Source organism: Pandoraea sp. PE-S2R-1 (genome assembly GCF_002179865.1).
Taxonomy (GTDB): Bacteria; Pseudomonadota; Gammaproteobacteria; order Burkholderiales; family Burkholderiaceae; genus Pandoraea.
Genome location: NZ_NGUR01000009.1, coordinates 356,164 through 374,970 on the forward strand (window position 1 = coordinate 356,164; position 18,807 = coordinate 374,970).

19 protein-coding genes are annotated in these 18,807 nt (G+C 63.3%); 12 read left to right on the top strand and 7 right to left on the bottom strand.

Annotated elements, in window-relative coordinates:
• Nucleotides 1–13: 13 nt before the first annotated feature.
• The 3 genes from CDV44_RS08645 to CDV44_RS08655 form a co-directional block, all read right to left on the bottom strand.
• Entirely contained in the window at nucleotides 14–910 is an 897-nt protein-coding gene (locus tag CDV44_RS08645) for an esterase family protein (protein WP_087687970.1), read from the bottom strand.
• A gap of 85 nt (nucleotides 911–995) precedes the next feature.
• Nucleotides 996–1,865, bottom strand: coding sequence for a molybdenum ABC transporter permease (locus CDV44_RS08650; protein ID WP_249277460.1), 870 nt, complete (start codon nucleotides 1,863–1,865; stop codon nucleotides 996–998).
• A gap of 15 nt (nucleotides 1,866–1,880) precedes the next feature.
• Nucleotides 1,881–2,843, bottom strand: coding sequence for an extracellular solute-binding protein (locus CDV44_RS08655; RefSeq protein ID WP_249277461.1), 963 nt, complete (start codon nucleotides 2,841–2,843; stop codon nucleotides 1,881–1,883).
• A 56-nt stretch (nucleotides 2,844–2,899) separates the two neighbouring features.
• Here CDV44_RS08655 and CDV44_RS08660 point away from each other — a divergent pair, with 56 nt between their 5' ends.
• From CDV44_RS08660 to CDV44_RS08680, 5 genes are all read left to right on the top strand, one after another.
• Nucleotides 2,900–3,325, top strand: coding sequence for a hypothetical protein (locus tag CDV44_RS08660; RefSeq protein ID WP_087687662.1), 426 nt, complete (start codon nucleotides 2,900–2,902; stop codon nucleotides 3,323–3,325).
• Nucleotides 3,326–3,558: 233 nt separating this feature from the next.
• On the top strand, nucleotides 3,559–5,181 hold the full coding sequence (locus CDV44_RS08665) for a glycosyltransferase family 39 protein (RefSeq protein ID WP_212677088.1): 1,623 nt from the start codon (nucleotides 3,559–3,561) through the stop codon (nucleotides 5,179–5,181).
• 88 nt (nucleotides 5,182–5,269) lie between these two features.
• A complete protein-coding gene (locus CDV44_RS08670) occupies nucleotides 5,270–6,250 on the top strand; it encodes an aliphatic sulfonate ABC transporter substrate-binding protein (protein WP_087687664.1) in 981 nt (326 codons plus the stop codon).
• A 160-nt stretch (nucleotides 6,251–6,410) separates the two neighbouring features.
• A complete protein-coding gene (locus tag CDV44_RS08675; RefSeq protein WP_087687665.1) occupies nucleotides 6,411–6,803 on the top strand; it encodes a hypothetical protein in 393 nt (130 codons plus the stop codon).
• 130 nt (nucleotides 6,804–6,933) lie between these two features.
• A complete protein-coding gene (locus CDV44_RS08680) occupies nucleotides 6,934–9,135 on the top strand; it encodes a TonB-dependent receptor (protein WP_087687666.1) in 2,202 nt (733 codons plus the stop codon).
• Nucleotides 9,136–9,195: 60 nt separating this feature from the next.
• Here CDV44_RS08680 and CDV44_RS08685 read toward each other — a convergent pair whose 3' ends face one another.
• The gene (locus CDV44_RS08685; protein WP_087687667.1) at nucleotides 9,196–9,405 is read right to left on the bottom strand and encodes a 4-oxalocrotonate tautomerase family protein; all 210 of its coding nucleotides are present in this window, start codon (nucleotides 9,403–9,405) and stop codon (nucleotides 9,196–9,198) included.
• 18 nt (nucleotides 9,406–9,423) lie between these two features.
• Nucleotides 9,424–10,158 (bottom strand): SDR family NAD(P)-dependent oxidoreductase, encoded by a 735-nt coding sequence (locus CDV44_RS08690; protein ID WP_087687668.1) that lies wholly within the window; start codon nucleotides 10,156–10,158, stop codon nucleotides 9,424–9,426.
• Nucleotides 10,159–10,297: 139 nt separating this feature from the next.
• On the opposite strand from CDV44_RS08690, the gene CDV44_RS08695 reads away from it, so the two are divergent.
• The gene (locus CDV44_RS08695) at nucleotides 10,298–11,260 is read left to right on the top strand and encodes a LysR family transcriptional regulator (protein WP_087687669.1); all 963 of its coding nucleotides are present in this window, start codon (nucleotides 10,298–10,300) and stop codon (nucleotides 11,258–11,260) included.
• On the opposite strand, the gene CDV44_RS08700 is transcribed toward CDV44_RS08695, so the two are convergent.
• Complete coding sequence (locus tag CDV44_RS08700; protein ID WP_087687670.1) at nucleotides 11,249–12,178, bottom strand: LysR family transcriptional regulator; 930 nt, start codon at nucleotides 12,176–12,178, stop codon at nucleotides 11,249–11,251. The two genes, CDV44_RS08695 and CDV44_RS08700, sit on opposite strands and share 12 nt — an antisense overlap.
• Before the next feature lie 130 nt (nucleotides 12,179–12,308).
• Here CDV44_RS08700 and CDV44_RS08705 point away from each other — a divergent pair, with 130 nt between their 5' ends.
• The 4 genes from CDV44_RS08705 (at nucleotide 12,309) to CDV44_RS08720 (ending at nucleotide 16,470) form a co-directional block, all read left to right on the top strand.
• The gene (locus CDV44_RS08705) at nucleotides 12,309–12,974 is read left to right on the top strand and encodes an HAD family hydrolase (protein ID WP_087687671.1); all 666 of its coding nucleotides are present in this window, start codon (nucleotides 12,309–12,311) and stop codon (nucleotides 12,972–12,974) included.
• Between the two features lie 11 nt (nucleotides 12,975–12,985).
• Nucleotides 12,986–14,149: a DSD1 family PLP-dependent enzyme gene (locus CDV44_RS08710; RefSeq protein ID WP_087687672.1), complete on the top strand. Its 1,164-nt coding sequence runs from the start codon at nucleotides 12,986–12,988 to the stop codon at nucleotides 14,147–14,149.
• Nucleotides 14,150–14,330: 181 nt separating this feature from the next.
• Nucleotides 14,331–15,422, top strand: a complete 1,092-nt coding sequence (locus CDV44_RS08715; RefSeq protein WP_212677089.1) for an LLM class flavin-dependent oxidoreductase — start codon at nucleotides 14,331–14,333, stop codon at nucleotides 15,420–15,422.
• A gap of 37 nt (nucleotides 15,423–15,459) precedes the next feature.
• Complete coding sequence (locus CDV44_RS08720) at nucleotides 15,460–16,470, top strand: ABC transporter substrate-binding protein (RefSeq protein WP_212677100.1); 1,011 nt, start codon at nucleotides 15,460–15,462, stop codon at nucleotides 16,468–16,470.
• Between the two features lie 18 nt (nucleotides 16,471–16,488).
• On the opposite strand, the gene CDV44_RS08725 is transcribed toward CDV44_RS08720, so the two are convergent.
• Entirely contained in the window at nucleotides 16,489–17,121 is a 633-nt protein-coding gene (locus CDV44_RS08725; RefSeq protein WP_087687673.1) for a TetR family transcriptional regulator, read from the bottom strand.
• Between the two features lie 80 nt (nucleotides 17,122–17,201).
• On the opposite strand from CDV44_RS08725, the gene CDV44_RS08730 reads away from it, so the two are divergent.
• Both CDV44_RS08730 and CDV44_RS08735 read left to right on the top strand, forming a co-directional pair.
• A complete protein-coding gene (locus tag CDV44_RS08730; protein ID WP_087687674.1) occupies nucleotides 17,202–17,870 on the top strand; it encodes an O-methyltransferase in 669 nt (222 codons plus the stop codon).
• Between the two features lie 10 nt (nucleotides 17,871–17,880).
• Nucleotides 17,881–18,753, top strand: a complete 873-nt coding sequence (locus CDV44_RS08735) for an SDR family oxidoreductase (RefSeq protein WP_087687675.1) — start codon at nucleotides 17,881–17,883, stop codon at nucleotides 18,751–18,753.
• The last annotated feature ends 54 nt before the right edge of the window (nucleotides 18,754–18,807 follow it).

Consider the following 18,807-nt stretch of genomic DNA (forward strand, 5'->3'; position numbering starts at 1 on the left):
ATCGACGGCTAGCTTAGTCCTGACGTTGCGGACGTTGCACGTCGCGGAAGATGTACTTCAGCGCGTCGGGCAGCGTGCTCGACCAGACCGGCCACTCGTGCTTGCCGTCCACGATGCGAAGCTCTGCCGGCTGCTTGTTGGCGCGCAGCAATTCGTAAAAGCGCGTGGCTTCGGACTCGATGTTGAAGTCGTCGTCATCGCCCGAGTTGATATACATCGGCACCTTGATGCCCTTCTTCAGAAACGCGTCGAAGAACACCGGGTAGTTGTTCGCCTGCCAGACACGCGCGCTGTACTCGCCGCCCGTATTGGGTTCGGCAAACACCTTCACGAAGCGGGCCGACGAATCCTTGGGCGGTTCCGGGTTGTAGATCGCCGGACTGAGCAGCGCCGCCGCCTTGAACTTCTCCGGGTACTTGAGCACGTAACGCAGCGCGCCGTAGCCGCCCATCGACAAGCCGCCGATCAGACGGCCATCGCGCGTCGTGATCGTGCGGTACGTTTTCTCGACGTGGGGAATCAACTCGCTGAAGAACGCCGTCTCCATGCGTTCTTTCAGATCGACATACCAGTTGGTGTTGGCGTCCGGCATGATCACGATGGCCGGGGGAATGTCGCCGTGGCTGATCAGTTTGTCCATCGTCGACTGCATATGGCCCTTGACCACCCAGTCGTTACGCACGCCATCGTTGCCGTGCAGCAGATACAGCACCGGGTACGTGGTCTTGCCCGACGATTCATAGCCCGTCGGCAGGTAGACGTTATACGTGAGCGGGCGCGACAGGTTCTTGCTGTACACCTCGCTGGACAGCACCTCGCTCGCGTTGGCGAACGAACTGCTCAGTGCTGCGGCGGCGATGAGACCCGTCGCCATTTGTCGTGCGAAGCTCGCACCGGTTTGACCGAACATCTTGAACACATACCCTCCTGGGGGAAATCATGACTTTGTCTAGTTATCCAGAACACCCGACTCTGTGTGCCGGGCGCCCGAAAGATTAACATTTGAAATGATTTTCAGGGGATGGAATCGATGGCCGGCGCGCATGTTCAGTACACCGTGTCATCCTCGCCAGTGGTTCGCCAGTGGTTCGCCGGTGGCTGCGGCGTGCGCGCATCAACACCACGATCGGCAGCGGCAACGCCACTACCAGCAGCAACCAGAGCAACGCGTAGACAGCGCCCAACCCGTCGTTTTGCAGGTTGACGTAGAGCTTGACCGGAATGCCTTGCGGAAAGTACGCGAAGATCATCACGATGCCGAACTCGCCGATGACACGCACCCACGCGATGACCAGACCGGTGGTCAGACCGCCGCGCGCGAGTGGCAACGTCACGTGCCGGAACACACGCCATGGCGTCGCACCGAGCGTGCTGGCGGCCATCGGCAGCACGGGCGGCACGGCCTCGAAGGCTGCGCGCGCCGCGAGGATGAAGTAAGGCAATCCGCCGTAGACCTGCGACAGCACAAAGGCCGGGGCATTGTTGCCGAGCAGAATGCCCGCCCGCGACAGCAGCGAACCAAAGGTGCCGACCGGGCCATAGGCGGACGCGAGCAGAATGCCCATCGCTAGCGGTGGTGTCATCAGCGCCACGAGCACCAGCACTTCCGCCACACGTGCCATGCGCGAGCGCGTGGTAGCCAACCAAAGTGCCACACGTGTGCCGAGCGCGACGACGATCGCCATCGAGAGGCACGACAGCCCGAGCGACACCGCGACGGCATCCCAGTCGCCATAAGCAAGCCTGAAATGACGCCACGGCGTTTGCGCCACCAGCGCGACAAATGGAATCGCGAGCAACATCCACGTGATGCCATCGCCCAGACGCGCCACGGCGCGCGGCGTACCACGGATCCACTTCAACACGCGCTTGTGCGCCGCTTAGTTGTGCTGCGGGTACAGCGCGTCGCCCTTCGGCTTGCCATATCCATTCGCATCAAACAATTGCTGGCCTTGTGTCGACGTCATGAACGCGATGAATCGCTCGGCGGCCTCGGGGTGCGGCGAATTCTTCAGCTTGGCGGCGTAGAACACGAGCGGTTGCGGACGCACGGTCTTGGTCTTGCCATCGGCACCGGGCAGCGAGAAATCGACCGTGTCGTACCAAGCCTTGGCAAACGCGGGATTGCTCAGGTTGATTTCGTCCGGCAGCGCGATGTAGGGCAGCTTGGCCGAACGCGTGGCACTCTCATAGCCTGAGGCGGCATCGACCTGCCCTGCTTCCAGCCGCGTGAGCAGACCACCTTCACCGAACACCTGCTGCGGATTGCGAATATCGCCGAGCACCGATTGGGCAAGCCCCGGCTGGTCGTAGTACTTCTGCGCAAGCATCAGCGTGAACACGATGTTCTGCCCCTGCGGATCGGTCGCGGGGTCAGTCCGGCCGAAGCGCAGCCCCGGCGTCTGCAACACCTTCCACCAAGCCGGGTGCGCAGCGTCGCTGCCGGCAAGCCGCAACGCGTCGCCAAAGCGGCCCTTCGGGTTGTACGCGATCACCATGCGCGTGCTGGCGACCGGTACCGCCTCGTCGATCAACCCCGCGTCTTTGAGAATGGCCATCGGCCCGGGGGTGATCGAGACGAAGACATCGGCCGTCGAGCGTCCCGACGCCAGCAAACGGGCCAGCCCGTAGGCGCCCTCGCCTTGCCCCTGATACGTCACATGTTCGCGCTGCGCGAACGCCGGCCCCAAGGCCTTGTCCATCACGACACCCATCGACCCGGCGTACGCGACACGGAACGTCTCGTCCGCCTTGGCGTGTGCGACAGCCAGTGCCGCCGCCGTGAGACACAGGGTATGCTTCATCGTCGCGACGACGCGCGCAGAAAACCACTTCTTCTTCACAGCCGGAACTCCGTTATATAAGTTGTTATATAACGAATATCATATATTAGATTTTGATGAGCGATCTACCCTACCTTGATTACACGGCGTTGCTGGCGCTCGCCCAATCGGCGGCGAATCTCCCGTCTGCGACAGCCCCCTGCTCGTGCACCCGGACCCCGCTCGACGGCTGGGCCAGCCTGCCAAATTCGCTGCCCGATGCCCAGTTGGAACCCATCGCAACACTCATGGCGCCGAACGACACACAGGAACCGACGTTCGCCGAGTTTCATCCGAATGGCACGTCGTACTGGGCAGTCGATGCGCCGATCGCACCCCGTTATTTCCCCTACAACCGAAGCCAAGTCTGCCGCTGCCGCGAGTGCGATCGTCTGTACCTTCGCTATCAGGAAGGCGGTGGTTACTTTGTCGATCAGCGCGTACGACTCGTCAATCCTTCGCTGATGGTCGACGCCCTCGTCGACGCCGACGACACGCATTGAATTCCACACGGGCGGCAAAACCCGGCGCAGAATTGTTGCCATTGGTTTTCATTCGTTTTGATGTGTTTTCGTTTGTGAACGAGCATGAACGAAAACAGCAAATCTGCGACAAACGAAGCGTCAAAAAATCCAATTAGAACAAGGCGCTTCGCAATATTCATCATCCGATTCATCTAGTTCGGATTGCGACATAACTGCACGAACAGGTTCTCGCGCGCGGAGTCCAAGCGCCCATGCGAAAAACCCAAATCTCCGCTTCGGAACCCGTGTTCCCTTCGGCCTCGATGGCTGCCGGCTTTGCGTCGGGAGGCCTCGCCGATCTGTCGTCACGCCCCCGGCCGATAGCCGCCCGCCCGAGTCGCATCAGACGATTCGCTGCTGCGGCCATAAGATCGCCCGCCGCTTACGTTGCGCTCTATGCCGTGATCTGGTCGCTGGTGAGCGCGATGCTCGATCCCACGGTGCCCTTCGACGCCGTCGAAGCGTTCAACTGGGCACGCAATGCCGAATGGGGTACGCCGAAGAATCCGTGGCTCGTCGGCCTCTCGATGTGGCCCGCGCTGGGACTGGAAGGCAATGCCCTGAGTCTCTATTGGTACGCGTCGCATTTTGCGGGTGTCGCCATCGGCATGCTCGGTGTCTGGCACCTTGCGCACCGGCTGTCGGGCACCCGGCGTCTCGCATGGCTCGCCATGTTGACCCTGCATGTCTCGGGAGCCATCAACATCGACATCCTCCCGTACAACGACAACTTTCTGCTGGTCATGCTCTGGCCATGGATGCTGTGGTTGTTCATTCGGGCGCTGTACGACACGCCGCGCCTCTGGCCGGCGTTTGCACTCGTCGCCGGTCTGGCCGCGATGACGAAATACTCGACGTTCGCGCTACTCGGCACGATGTTCATCGTCACGCTCTGTACACCGCAGACACGCCGCCACTACCGGCACCCGGCTTTCCTGCTGGGCCTCGCGCTGTTCGCGGCAATCGTCTTACCGAATGTCGTCTGGCTGGCGCAACACGACTTCGCGGCATTTCGCTGGGTCGACGATCAAATCAAGCCCCGCCTGAACTCGCGCGCGTTATGCGGGGCGCTGAGCGCGTTTTATCCGCTGATCGTGCTTGCGCTGATCGTGCGTTTGACGGGCGGCCGTCTGACGTGGCCCTGGCGAGCGCCATACGATTCGCAGAACACGGCGGGCCCAGCCTGCTCACCGGTCGCCATTGCCGCGTGCGTGTTGCTGCCGCCGCTGGTGCCGATCCTGCTCTACTTCACTTGGCACGAAGGCGGCCGCATCTCCGAATGGTTGCAACCATTTGCCGTGCCCGCGCCAGCGCTGCTGGCCGCGTGTGTGTGGCCCGGCACGAATGCGCGTTTGTGGCGAACCACGCGCTGGTTGCCTGCGGCTGGCGTACTGGTGCTCGCGGGCTACGCGATATTCCTGAGCGCCAATTTCCGCAACGCCGGGCAGAAATTCGTGGGATTGAAGACCGCGAGTCTCGCGTTGGAACAGCGCTGGCAGACGCGTTATCACACGCCGCTGCGCTACGTCGGTCATGACAATGTCGCCAATTGGGTGACGTTCTATGCGCCGGGCAATCCGCATTTGCTGATGCGCTGGTCACCCGAACACCGGCCCAACATCTATACGAAGGATATCGACGCCGCCGAGGTGCGCGCTCACGGCGCAATGCTGCTGGGCCACCCGGGGCGGCCATGCCGCAGAGCCGGTTTCGGCAAGACACTGGTGCAATGGCCCGATCTGGAAATCGACGCGTACGAGACGGTGCCGTTCTCGTATCACGGCGGCGCAGAACCGGTGACGATGTGCGTTGCCTACATTGCGCCGCAGCGCTGAATATCTAAAGCACTATCGCTTCGTTGCCCGTGCGAGACCGGTATGGATAATCGGACGTCCACAGTCTCTTCTGATACGGGCAACGCATATGGCGCACTCCGGCAATCCGACTCGTCGACAATTTCTCACACTGCTCGGCGCATGCGCTGCGGCCGGCACCGCCTCCTTAGCCTTGCCGGCACGCGCCGCCTTCGAAGCGGGCAAATTCCGTATCGGCTATCAGAAGGCCGCGAGCACGCTGGTGCTCGCCAAGGCAAACGGTTCACTGGAAGCCAGGCTGCGCCCGCTGGGCGTGCAGGTGACATGGGCCGAGTTTGCCGCAGGGCCGCAGTTGCTCGAAGGCCTGAACGTCGGCGCGATCGATTTCGGTTACGTGGGAGAAGCGCCGCCGGTGTTTGCACAGGCCGCCGGGGCCGACTTCGTCTACAGCGCCTATGAGATTCCGACGCCGTTGGCCGAAGGGGTCGTCGTCGCCAACACCTCGCCGATCAAGACAGTCGCCGATCTCAAGGGGCGCAAGGTCGCGTTCAACAAGGGCTCGGATGTCCATTGGTTCATCATCGCCCTGCTGCGCAAACATGGACTCGACTTTGGCGACATCGAACCGGTCTATCTCGCCCCGGCCGACGCCCGCGCCGCGCTTGAGCGTGGCTCGGTCGACGCGTGGGCCATTTGGGATCCGTTCTTCTCCGCCGTGCTCGAACAGAGTCCGGTGCGCTTGCTGGCCAATGCCGAAGGCGCGGCCGATCACCATCAGTTCTTCCTGAGCCAGCGGACCTTCGCCGAGAAGCGCGCCGATGTCATCAAGGCAACGCTCGACGCGCTGAGTGAAACCGGTCAGCAGATTCGCGGGGATTACGCCGGGGCCGCCGCCAAGCTCGCGCCGATTCAGGGGCTGGACGCGAAGATCATCGAGAAGGGACTGCGGCACTACGCCCACATTTACAAACCCGTCTCGAAACCGGTGCTGGAGGCGCAACAGCGCATCGCCGACACCTTCCTGCAACTCAAACTCATCCCCCGCCCGATCCGTGTCGCAGATGCGACACTTCCCAACGCCATCGGCTGACATCCCCGATAAAACGGCTTTCCGCTTGGCAAAGCCGGTGCGAATGTGACAGAATTCGCAACTCAGTTGCATTGCAATTGAGTTGCATTATCGCGTGCGTCCTGCTTGGGACAGCACCCTCCTGTCACCGTCTTCGTTTTCGATTGCGCGCTCCGGCCCCATGTTTCGCCGCTGGCTTCCCCTATGGCTTGTCGTTTGCCTGCTCGTCTCGCAGGCCGCGCTCGCACGCCATATCGTCGCGCACACGGCCGTGGCGCTGGGCATCAGTGCCGCACGCGCTCAGCTAGACAACGCGCTCGACAATGCCTTTGAAGCCAGCGCCGGTAGTCCACGCGCCGATCAGCACGCCAGCCCGCACGACGATGGTGTCTGTGAAGAATGTCTGGCATTCATCGCCGTCGATGTCGCCCTGACCAGCGTCCCTGCCATCACACCGATGGCAGCCGTGCGTGAATGGCATTACCCGCCAGCGCCGCCCGTGCGCGTGCGTTCGATCTCCCCGGGCCCTACCCGTAACCGCGACCCGCCCGCCGTCTCAGTGTTGTCCGCCTGAACCAGAAGATTCGCCGTCGTCGATAACTCACCGGTAACTCGTGGATAACGCGAGGTATGCCGCGCGAGCGCCTGCCTGCGCCCGCGTTCGACCGCACGGCGTCCACACGTCACGCACACTGAGGATCGGCATGATTGCCAACTCCGGAACCAGCTTCAGAAGCGCGCGGTTCGCCGCGCTCACTCGCCACGCCATTGCTGCCGCCGCAGCCTCGGCCTTCGTCGTCAACGTTCACGCGCAAAGCACGCCGGCCCCCGCCGGAAACGACGCGGCCAAGAGCGACCCCAACGTCTCGCTGTCCGGCACCACGATTTCGGCCAAGCGGCTCGATGCGGCGCGCAACGCGCTCTCCCCCGACACCGGCAGTTCGGTCTACAACTTCGACCGCACCGACATCGAGACGCTGCCGCTCGGCGCCAACACGCCGCTCAATCAAGTCTTGCTGCAAGCGCCCGGCGTGGTGCAGGACTCCTACGGGCAACTGCACGTACGTGGCGACCATGCCAACTTGCAGTACCGGATCGACGGCGTGATCATTCCCGAGGCCATCAGTGGCTTCGGTCAGGCGATCGATGCGCGTATTGCCTCGCAGATCAACCTGATTACAGGCGCACTACCGGCCCAGTTCGGCTATCGCACCGCAGGCATTGTCGATATCCATACGAAGGGATCGCCCGGTGAGGCCGCCGACAGCGGCGAGCCGCCGAAGGCCTTCGGCGGTGAAGTCGGCGTCGTCTTCGGCAGCCACGCCGACCGCGAGGTCAACACCCAGTTGTACGGCACCAAGGGGGCGTTGTCGTATTACTTCAGCGCGCGCGTGTCGGCCAACGACCTCGGCATCGAGAATCCGACCGGCGATCGCAACGCTATTCACGATCACACGAACCAGACCAACGCGTTCGGCATGATGTCGTATCTGCTCAACGCCGATAACCGTGTGTCGTTCATGTTCGGCACGGCCAATAACCGCTTTCAGATTCCGAACCTGCCGGGCGTCGCACCGTCGTACACGCTCGACAGTGGCGTGATCCCCGACTCGGCCAGCCTGAACGCCCATCAGCAGGAACGTAACGACTTTCAGGTGTTGTCGTGGCAGAGTCATCTGTCGCCGCAACTGGACACACAGATTTCGCTGTTCCACCGCACGACCCGTGTCGACTACACCCCCGACCCGCTCGGCGATCTGGCGTACAACGGCGTCGCGTCCGACATTACCCGGCGCAATGAAGCCTACGGTGTGCAGGCCGACAGCAGCTACAAGCTCAACGACCGCCACACGCTGCGCTTCGGTCTGTTCGTGCAGCAGGAACAGTTCAGCGTGAACAACACGTCGAGCGTGTTTCCGGCCGTGGACGGTCAGCAATCGAGCAGCACCCCCTTCACCATCGTTGACAACGCGAGCGATCGCGGCACCACCTACGGGCTTTACCTGCAAGACGAGTGGAAGGCCACCGAGCGCCTGACGATCAACTACGGCGCACGCTACGACCACGTCAACACGGTGACCGACGAGGGGCAGCTCTCGCCGCGTCTGGGTCTGACGTACGACCTGTCGAGCCGAACCCGGGTGCATGCCGGCTACGCGCGCTACTTCACGCCGCCGGCCACCGAGAAGATCGATACGACGTCAGTCGCCAAATTTCTGAACACGACCAACGCGCTGCCGTCCGATGCCAACACGGCGGTGAAGGCCGAGCGCTCTGACTATTTCGATCTGGGGATTTCGCATCAACTGACCTCGTCGATCACCGTGGGGCTCGATGCGTACTACCGGCACGTGCGCCATCTTCAGGACGAAGGGCAGTTTGGTAATGCGCTGATCTATTCGACGTTCAATTACGACAAGGGACGCGTGTACGGCGTGGAAGGTACGGTCAACTTCCATCAGGGCAATGTGGGCGCGTATCTGAATGTGTCGGTGTCGCGCGCGATGGGTGAAGGCATCGAGACCGGGCAATTCAATTTCGGCGCCGACGAACTTGCATACATCAACAGCCACTGGGTGCATCTGGATCACGACCAGCAACTGACGGCGTCAGCCGGTGCGTCGTACCAATGGGGCAAGACCCTGTTGTCGACGGATGTCCTGTTCGGTTCGGGCCTGCGCAGCGGCTTTGCCAACACCGGGCACCTGCCAGCGTATTTTCAGGTCAACCTTGGCGTGGGCCAGAAGATCGACCTGCCGGGTCTGGGCCGGTTCGACGCGAAGCTCTCGGTCATCAACCTGTTCGACCGTGTGTATGAACTGCGCGACGGCACGGGCATCGGCGTAGGCGCGCCGCAGTTCGGGCCGCGCCGCACCTTTTATCTCGCGATGTCGAAGCCGTTCTGAGTGTGACGCCGCCGCTGTCGCTTCGCTTGTCGTGAGCGCGCGACGCGGCGGCCCGCTGCCTCAGCGACCGCCCGACTTCCGCCGGAATTCGGTCGTCGTCTCCCCCGCATAACCCCAGTTATCCGTGTCGACTTCCTCGATCACGATGTGCGTCTTTTCCGGTGCTTTGTTGAGTACGCGTTGCAGCGTTTCGGTCACTTCACGGATGACCTGCGCCTTTTGTTCGGCGGTGTTCCCTTCACGGGTAATACGAATGCTCACGAATGGCATGATTGGCTCCCGGTTGTCTCAACGGCCTGCGCTGTATCCGCCGTCGACCGGCAGTACCGTGCCCGTCACGAATGCGCCGTTCACCAGATAAGCCACGGCGTCGGCAATCTCTTCGACCTTCGCAATCCGGCCGAGCGGATGGATGCGACTCAGTGCCTCGTGCGTCGCGGCCGGGTGCATCGGCGTATCGACCACGCCCGGTGCCACCGCATTGACCGTCACACCGAACGGCGCCAGTTCGAGTGCTAGTGCGCGGGTCGCCTGATTGAGCCCGCCCTTGAGGACAGCGGCCATGAGCGCCGGCACCGCCGTATTCGCTTGCATCGCCACCGCCGCCGTGATGTTGATGATCCGCCCGGCACGGCGCTCACTCATGTGGCGTGCGGCTTCCTGCGAGAAATACAGCGTGCCTTTCAGGTTCGTGTCGATCTGCTCGTCGATCTCTTCCGGCGTGAAGTCAACGAACGGCTTCGCGGCAAAGATGCCGGCGTTGTTCACCAGCACATCCACGTGACCGAATGCCGCGATGGCGCTGGCGAACACCGCTTTTGCCACGCCCGGCTCGGCCACGCCGCCTGCCAGCGGTAAAAATCGCTCACCGGCATCCAGAAGCTCGGCGGTCTGGTCAAGCCGCGCTTGGCTGCGGCCCGAGCCGACCACGTTGTAGCCGTCGTTCAGAAAACGTTGCGCCAGCCCCAGCCCGATGCCGCTGGATGCGCCCGTGATGACAACCGTCTTGTCCGACTTGCTCATGATGACCCTCTCGTAAAAATTGCCCTGCCAGTGCATCGCCCTCTGCGAACGCCCCGCGGGTTGAGAGCCACTTTATTGATGAATCAAGACGCGAAAAACACATGCCGCTACACTTGTCTTTTTACATCGTGTAATCAATATGCAGCGGCAATTCGACGACGTCCTGCTCGGCAGCATCGAACTGTTCTGTCTGGCGGCCGAGGCGGGCAGCTTCACGGCGGCTGCCAATCTGGCCGGGGTAACACCTGCTGCCGTGAGCCGCTCCGTCGCCCGGCTCGAGCAACGGCTGGGCGTTCGCCTGTTCGTGCGGTCCACGCGCAGCATTCGGCTGACCGAGGGCGGCAGCGCCTATTTCGAGGAATGCCGTACCGCGCTCGCCCTGCTCACCGAGGCAGAGCGCCGTGTCTCCGGCGCGCAGGTCCAGCCCTCCGGTACGGTACGTATCAGCGTGCCCACCACCTACGGCCACTACCGGCTGCTGCCGCTGCTCCCGGCCTTTCGTGCGAAATACCCGCTTATCAAGCTGCACGTGCAGGTCAGTAACCACAACGTCGACCTGCACGAGGAACGCTTCGACTTTGCGATTCGCTTTCGTGCCCAGCCCGAATCGAGTCTAGTCGCCCGACATCTCGAAGACGCCACCCTCGTCGTCATCGCCCACCCCGACTATCTGAAGCGCGCGGGCACACCGAAGACGCTCGCCGATCTTGCCGATCACGATTGCATCGAATTTGATTTGCCGAGCACTGGCCGGCCGATTCCGTGGCTGTTTCGCGAGGCGGGTAATGACGTGGAGTACGCCGCGCAAGGCAGCTATCGATGTGCTGACGACGTCCTCTCGGGCGTGACGCTTGCGAAGGCCGGTGCCGGACTGTTCCAGACCTACCGCTTCATCGTGGAAAACGATCTCGCCACCGGACGGCTGGTGGAGGTACTTGCCAGCATCGGCGGCCGGTCACGCCCGGTCAGCTTGATGTATCCGCATGGCAAGACGCTGCCGTCGCGCGCCCGAGTCTTTGTCGACTACATGCTCGAAGCCGTGGCCGAGACGCGCAAACCCTCAGTGGCTGGCGGCAGCCGCCGACGTCGGTCAACGCCTTGACGGCGTACCCAGCGTCTCGTCGAGGAATGCCATCAGCGCTTGTAGCCGCGCCGTCCGGCCACGCCGGGTCGGCACCAGCAAGGTGACCGGCGCGCTGTCGAAGGTCCAGTCGGCCAGCACGCGAACCAGCGTGCCGGCCGCGACGGCCTCACGCGTGTCCCACTCTGAGCGCAGCACCAGTCCCAGCCCCTGCTCCGCCCACTCACGCGCCACACTCCCGTCGTTGCTCGTATAGGCAGGCACCACGCGCACACTGTCGCGTGCGGTGGCTCGACTGCCACGCACGCCCTTCGCCACGCCCGGTCGCCGAAAACGCCACAGCGTTACGTCCTCATCGTTCTCCCGAATGCAGATACATCGATGACGCAGCAGATCGTGCGGCTCGGCGGGCATACCGAAGCGGCGCAAATACGCCGGGCTCGCGCACAACCAGCGCGCGTTCGGTGCCAACGGACGTGCAATCCATGACGAGTCCCGCACCGCGCCCACATGGATGACGGCGTCGGAATCGTGCTTGTCAGGCCACGGCGTCTCGCGCAAATCCAGTTGCAAGTGCAAATCGGGATGCAACTGGGCAAAACGTGCCAGTGCGGGGGCGACGTGATGACGTCCATAACCGAACGGTGCTGCAACGCGCAACGTACCGGTCAGCCGGCTGTCGTCACGTCGAAACGATTCGGGTAACGCGTCGAGCTGCGCAAGCAGCGCCGCCCCCTCGCGAGCGAAGCGTTCGCCCTCTGCGGTCAGGCTCAGCTGGCGCGACGTTCGCGTGGCGAGCGCAAGCCCCAATGTGGCTTCGAGCTTGCGCAAGCGCGCGGACAACGCAGGCGGTGTCACATTGAGCAATCGGGCCGCTGCACTGAGCGATGGCGCCTGTGCCAGCGCTTCGACGAGCCGTAGGTCTTCGATCTGGATCATTAACCTGTGCTTAAGCATTGATGTTCCGGAATTTAACCACGGGTAACGGTATCGTTTCTACACTTAAGGCCAGTGACGATGCCGTCAACCGTGTTCCCTCATCGAAAACCCAACGACAAAAGGCCCCCGAATGCCCACTCACGACGCTTCCGCTCCCGCCGCTTGGCCGCGTGCCGTCTTGTTCGACCTGCTCACCGCGTTGCTCGATTCATGGACCGTGTGGAACACCGCCGCTGGCAGCGAAGCCACCGGCCGCGCGTGGCGCGCAGAGTATCTGCGCCGCACCTACGGCTGCGGGGCTTACGTGAGCTATGAGCAACTGGTGCGTGAGGCCGCCGAACACGTCGGCCTGCCCGCATCTGCACCGGAAGCCCTCGAAGCGCAATGGACCACGCTGCCCGCTTGGGACGGCGCCCGCGAATTGCTTCAGGCGCTGCGCCCCCATTGCAAGCTTGCGGTGGTCACGAACTGCTCCGAGCGGCTGGGCCGACAAGCGGCCGACCTGCTCGGTATCGACTGGGACGTGGTGGTGACCTCCGAACAAGCGGGCTTCTACAAACCCGATCCGCGTCCGTACCGGCTGGCCCTCGCGCAGTTGGGGGTATCGGCAGAGGAAGCGGCCTTCGTTGCGGGCTCCGGTTACGACCTTTTCGGCACCTCGGTGGTCGGCATGCGCACGTTCTGGCATAACCGCATCGGCCTGACCTTGCCCGAAGGCGCGCCATCGCCCGAGCGCGAAGCCCCCACACTCGAGCCCGTGTTGCCGTGGCTGCGCACGTTCGGCGCAACGGCCTGAGGAGACCCGTCATGACGACCATTCAAGAGACGACGCCGCTGGCGCTCACGTTGCAGACGCTGGAAACACCGGCGGCTGTCATCGACGTACCGCGCATGCAGCACAACATCCGTCGCATGCAAGACCGGATGAGCGCACTCGGCGTGCGCTTTCGTCCCCACGTGAAGACGAGCAAGTGTTCGCAAGTCGTGCAGGCGCAGATCGCCGCTGGTGCAGCGGGCATTACCGTCTCCACGCTCAAGGAAGCCGCGCAATTTTTTGACGACGGCGTCACCGACATTCTCTATGCCGTCGGTATGGTGGCAAGCAAGCTGCCCGCAGCGTTAGCGTTGCGCCGCCGTGGCTGCGATTTGAAGATCATCACCGACAGCGTCGCGTCGGCACAGGCCATCGTCGCGTTCGGTGCCGAGTACGGCGAGACCTTCGAGGTGTGGATCGAGATCGACACGGACGGCCACCGCTCCGGCATTCGCCCGGACGAAGCCGCCCTGCTCGACGTGGGCCGCGTGCTGCATGAAGGCGGCGCAACGCTGGGCGGCGTGATGACGCACGCTGGCTCAAGCTACGAACTCGACACCCCCGAAGCCCTCGCGGCGATGGCGGAACAAGAACGCTCGGGATGCGTGCTCGCGGCTACTCGCTTGCGCGATGCAGGACTGCCCTGCCCGGTCGTCAGCGTGGGTTCGACACCCACGGCGTTGGCGGCCACGCATCTGGAAGGCGTGACCGAAGTGCGCGCAGGCGTGTATGTCTTCTTCGATCTCGTCATGCACAACATCGGCGTCTGCACGACCGACGAGTTGGCGCTCAGCGTGCTCACCACGGTGATCGGTCATCAGGCGGACAAGGGCTGGGCGATCGTCGACGCGGGCTGGATGGCGATGAGCCGCGACCGAGGCACGTCAAAGCAGAAGCACGACTTCGGCTACGGACAGGTGTGCCGTGTCGACGGCACGGTCATGCCGGGCTATGTGCTGAGCGGCGCCAATCAGGAGCATGGCGTGCTCTCGCGCGAAGGCGACGCCGATCCCGATATCGTGTCGCGCTTCCCCATCGGCACGTTGTTGCGCATTCTGCCGAATCACGCCTGCGCCACCGGTGCGCAATTTCCCGGCTATCACGCCATCGACCCCCACGCCGATACCGGCACATGGTCACGGCTTCACGGCTGGTGATCTCAAGCGAATCGGGATGCTTATGCGACTACCCCGCATAACGTTTCCCGATTTGCTTCGTTCCCTACGCTGCCCTCCAATGCCAAGCTGATTAGCTTCGCCTCATACCGGATCGCCAAACGATGGTGCCCACCGGTATGACGCGCGGCCAATCTTTGTTTGCTTGCACTGGAGCGCACCCATGAGCGTAGAAATCATCGGCATGATCACGGCGGCCCCGGGCTCCGAAGTCGACCAACCGTCGGGCGCTGCCGTCGACCCGGCTTTCGTCACACGGATGGCGCAAGCGCACGAGACTGCCGGCTTCGACCGGGCCCTCATCGGGTACTTCTCCAACGGCCCGGAAGGGTCCATCGTGAGCAGCTATGTGGCCGCCGCCACGCAGCGCCTCGGCATTCTGCTGGCCTATCGCCCCGGTGTGATTGCCGCGCCGCTGGCCGCTCGCCAACTGGCGACCCTCGATCAATTCTCGCGGGGACGCGTCGCGCTCAACGTGGTGTCCGGCGGCAACGACGCCGACCTGCGCCGCGACGGCGACTTCCTCGAACACGATGCGCGATATGCGCGCACCGACGAATATCTCGACGCCCTGAAGCGCATCTGGACCGCCGATGCGCCCGTCGATTTCGAAGGCAAGCATTACCGCTTCGAACAAGCTTCGCCTGCCGTGAAAACGTGGCGGCAACCGCATATCCCGATCTACTTCAGCGGCGCGTCCGAAGCGGCCATCGATGTGGCGGCGCGCCATGCCGATACCTACATGCTGTGGGGTGAACCGCTCGACGCCGTTGAGCAGCTGATCGGCCGCGTGCGCACGGCCGCACAGAAATACGGCCGCACGCCGCGCTTCTCGATCTCGTTCCGCCCGATCGTTGCCGACACCGAAGCCGAGGCATGGGCGCGCGCAGACGAAGTGCTGCGGCAGGTCAAAGCCACCCGTGCGAGTCTCGGACTCCATGTGGAAGCCCCCGAGAACGTGGGCTCGCAACGCCTGCTGGCTGCCGCACAACAAGGCAACGTGCTCGACGAACGCCTGTGGATGGGTGTCGCCAAAGCGACCGGTGCACGCTGGAATTCCACGGCGCTGGTCGGCACGCCCGAGCAGGTGGCGCATGCACTCGGACGCTATTACGAACTCGGCGTCGACACGTTCCTCATTCGCGGTTTCGACCCACTGGGCGACACGATCCGCTACGGCGAAACGTTGATTCCGGCAATTCGCCGGCACATCGCGAGCCTCGGCGCGCCAGATGGCGTGCGCCGCGCCGCCTGATTTTCTTCCCCCACTCTTGCTCTATACAGGTGTCATGATGCTGTTGCGTTGGATTCGCCGCGCCCGCTTTGCCCTCCCCGCACTCTCGTTAGTCGCGCTCGCCGGTATGCATACGTCTGTCGCCACCGCGCAGACCGCGCCACCGGTCACGTTGCGAATTGGCGATCAGAACTACTACAACGTGCGCGCTTCCATCGAGGCCTCCGGGGCGTTGGAAGGCGCGAACTATCAGGTCGAATGGAAACACTTTCAGTCGGCCGCACCCGTCGCTGAAGGGCTGAACGCCGGCGCACTGGATCTCGGATTTCTCGGTGATTCCGGTTTCCTGTTTCTCGCCGCCAAGGGCGCACCGGTCAAGTTGATTGCCGTCTCGCGCCAGAACCCGGACACCATCGCGCTGCTCGTGCCGAAGGATTCGCCGGTCAAGTCGATTCAGGATCTCAAAGGCAAGAAGGTTGCCTATTGGCCCGGTGCGTGGAGTCAGCAACTGACGCTGCGCGCGCTTGAAAAAGCGGGCCTGCCGACGGATTACGTGCAGTTCGTGAAGTTGATGCCGGTGGATGCGGCCGTGGCGTTGCCGAACGGCGCCATCGACGCCTTCCCGGTCTGGGAACCGTACATCTCGCAGCAAGTAGTGCATAACGGCGCGCGCGCCGTCATCACCGCGCGCAATCTGATGCCGGGTCTGAGCAGCGTGGCCGCCTATGCGCCGTCAGTGACCGAGAAACGCGCAGCCATCGCCGACTTTCTGGTGCGTCTGCAAAAAGCACGGGCGTGGGTTGAGACACACAAGGAGGCTTACGCCGATCAGTGGGCGAAGAAAGCCGGGCTGGATCGCGATGTCGCCCGTCACTGGATCGGACAAGCGGGCATGACCGTGGAAGCGATCGACAAGCAAGCCGTGGCCGACTATCAGGGCACCAGCGACTTCCTGACGCAAACCGGCGCGCTGCCTAACCGCTTCGATGTGAGCAAGGTGGTCGATACGTCGTTCACGCAGGTGCTGCAAGCGCAGGGACAAGCCTCGCGTCAGACGGCGGCGCGTTGAAGCCCACGTGCATGCCTTTCACCGGCAACCAAGATCTTTGAGATAAGCGCAGAACATGCGCGATACCCCGCCGGCGTAGACGTCGATCTCCGCCGGCGTTCTCGGAGTCTCGGAAAATTGCTTGCCCACGGCGGACAACGTGTCGCCGATCAAATCTCCCGCTAACGCCCGCGTCTCATCTGACGCTTTCGGCAGCACTTCCGCCATGAATGTCTGGATCAGGCGCTCGCCCGACGCGCGAGCCGCATGCGCCTCCGGTGCGTCGCGATAGAGCGGCGCGGCGTCGTTGAGCGCAACACGGGCCTGCGCCTCGTCGCACTCGGAGCGAATGAACGCATGCACCATCACATGCAGACGCTCCAGCGGCGGCACCGCCCGGTCTTCGAGAATGCGACGCAGCATACCGCTCGTCTGCTCCCACTCGTCGCTTTGCAGGCGAAACAGAATCGCCGCCTTGTTCGGGAAGTACTGATACAGCGACCCCACGCTGACCCCCGCTTTCTCGGCGACCCGCGCGGTCGTGAAACGCTGCGCACCCTCCTTCGCCAAAACCTGAATCGCCGCCTCGAGAATCGCAGAAACCAGCTGCGACGAGCGAGCCTGTTTTGGCTGTTTTCGCGAGGAAATACGGGCTTTTCGGGGTTCGGTCATGAGCGGAATCGCAATGCGAATAGAAAATGTGACGAATTCGTCGCATTATAGACGCACTGTCTCTCACACGAAGGTTTGCCATGACGACACTGACTGAAAGCCCGCTCGCACCGTTGCTGGAGCGGCTTTTTACGGAAGCCGACGCCACCGCCCGGGCCATTGACTGGGACGCCCTCGATGGGCCCGACGGCAGCATCTCCCGCTTGATGAGCAGCCGCACCGAGTATCTCGAGTTGTATTCGCGCATGAAGGATTTCCCGCTGCCGGTGTCGCGCGAGACCGGGCGCATGCTCTACATGCTTGCACGGAGTTGCCGTGCCACGTCGATCGTGGAATTCGGCACATCGTTCGGCATCTCGACGCTGCATCTGGCTGCGGCGCTGCGCGACAACGGCGGCGGCCGGTTAATTACCAGCGAGTTCGAGCCCTCGAAAATTGCGCGTGCGCAGGCCAATCTCGCGGCGGGTGGCCTCGACGATCTGGTGGAAATTCGCGCGGGCGATGCGCTGCAAACGCTGAGTGCCGACCTGCCCGGCAAGATTGATCTGGTGCTGCTCGACGGGGCCAAACCGCTCTACCCCGACATACTTCGCCTGCTTGAGCCGCGACTGCGCCCCGGCGCGTTGATCGTCGCGGATAACGCGGACTCCAGCCCTGAGTATCTGGCGCGCGTGCGCTCCCCGGAGCATGGCTATCTCTCCGTGCCGTTCGGTGGCGACGTGGAGTTATCACAGCGCGTCGGCGCATGAGGGTCATCAAATGAACGTTTTCGTCACAGGCGCCACCGGTTGGGTCGGCGCGACGGTTGTGAAGGAATTGCTCGCTGCGGGTCATCATGTGACCGGTCTGGCGCGCTCGGACGACAAGGCTGCCGCGCTGGCGGCAACCGGCGCACAAGTGGTGCGCGCATCGCTGGATGATCTGGATGTTTTACGCGCCGCAGCCGGTGCCGCCGACGCCGTCATCCACACCGCGTTCAATCACGACTTCTCGAAATTTGCGGAGAACGCCGCGCAAGACCAGCGCGCCATCGAAGCCATGGGCGAGGCATTGCTCGGTTCGGCACGTCCGCTAGTTGTGACCTCCGGGCTCGCACGCCTTGCGCCCGGCCGACGAGCCAGCGAGGCGGACATCCCCAGCGCGGATTTCGTGCGCAAGTCTGAAACTACAGCGAGGGCATTGGCCGAGCGCGGTGTGCGCGCCGTTACCGTGCGTCTTGCGCCCACGGTGCACGGCATCGGCGATCACGGATTCATTCCGATCCTGATTCGGTTGGCACGTGAGACGGGCGTGGCTGCCTATCCCGGCGACGGCAGCAACCGTTGGGCGGCAGTGCATCGCCTCGACGCGGCGAAAGTGTTCCGGCTGGCGATTGAACAAACTGCACCGGCATCGGTGTATCACGCCGTCGCGGAGGAAGGCGTGACCCTGCGTACCATCGCCGAAGCCATCGGACGTGGCCTCGGGTTGCCCGTCGCCTCGCGCGAGCGTGAACATTTCGGCTGGTTCGCGGACTTCGCCAGTGCGGATATGGCGGCATCCAGCGACGCCACCCGCGCCGCACTCGGGTGGCAACCGGCAGCCCCCGGCCTGCGGGATGACCTGGCGCAGCCGGAGTACTACCGCGCGTAAGGTTGCGGGTGCGGGTGCGGGTGCGGGTGCGGGTGCGGGTGCGGGTGCGGTTGC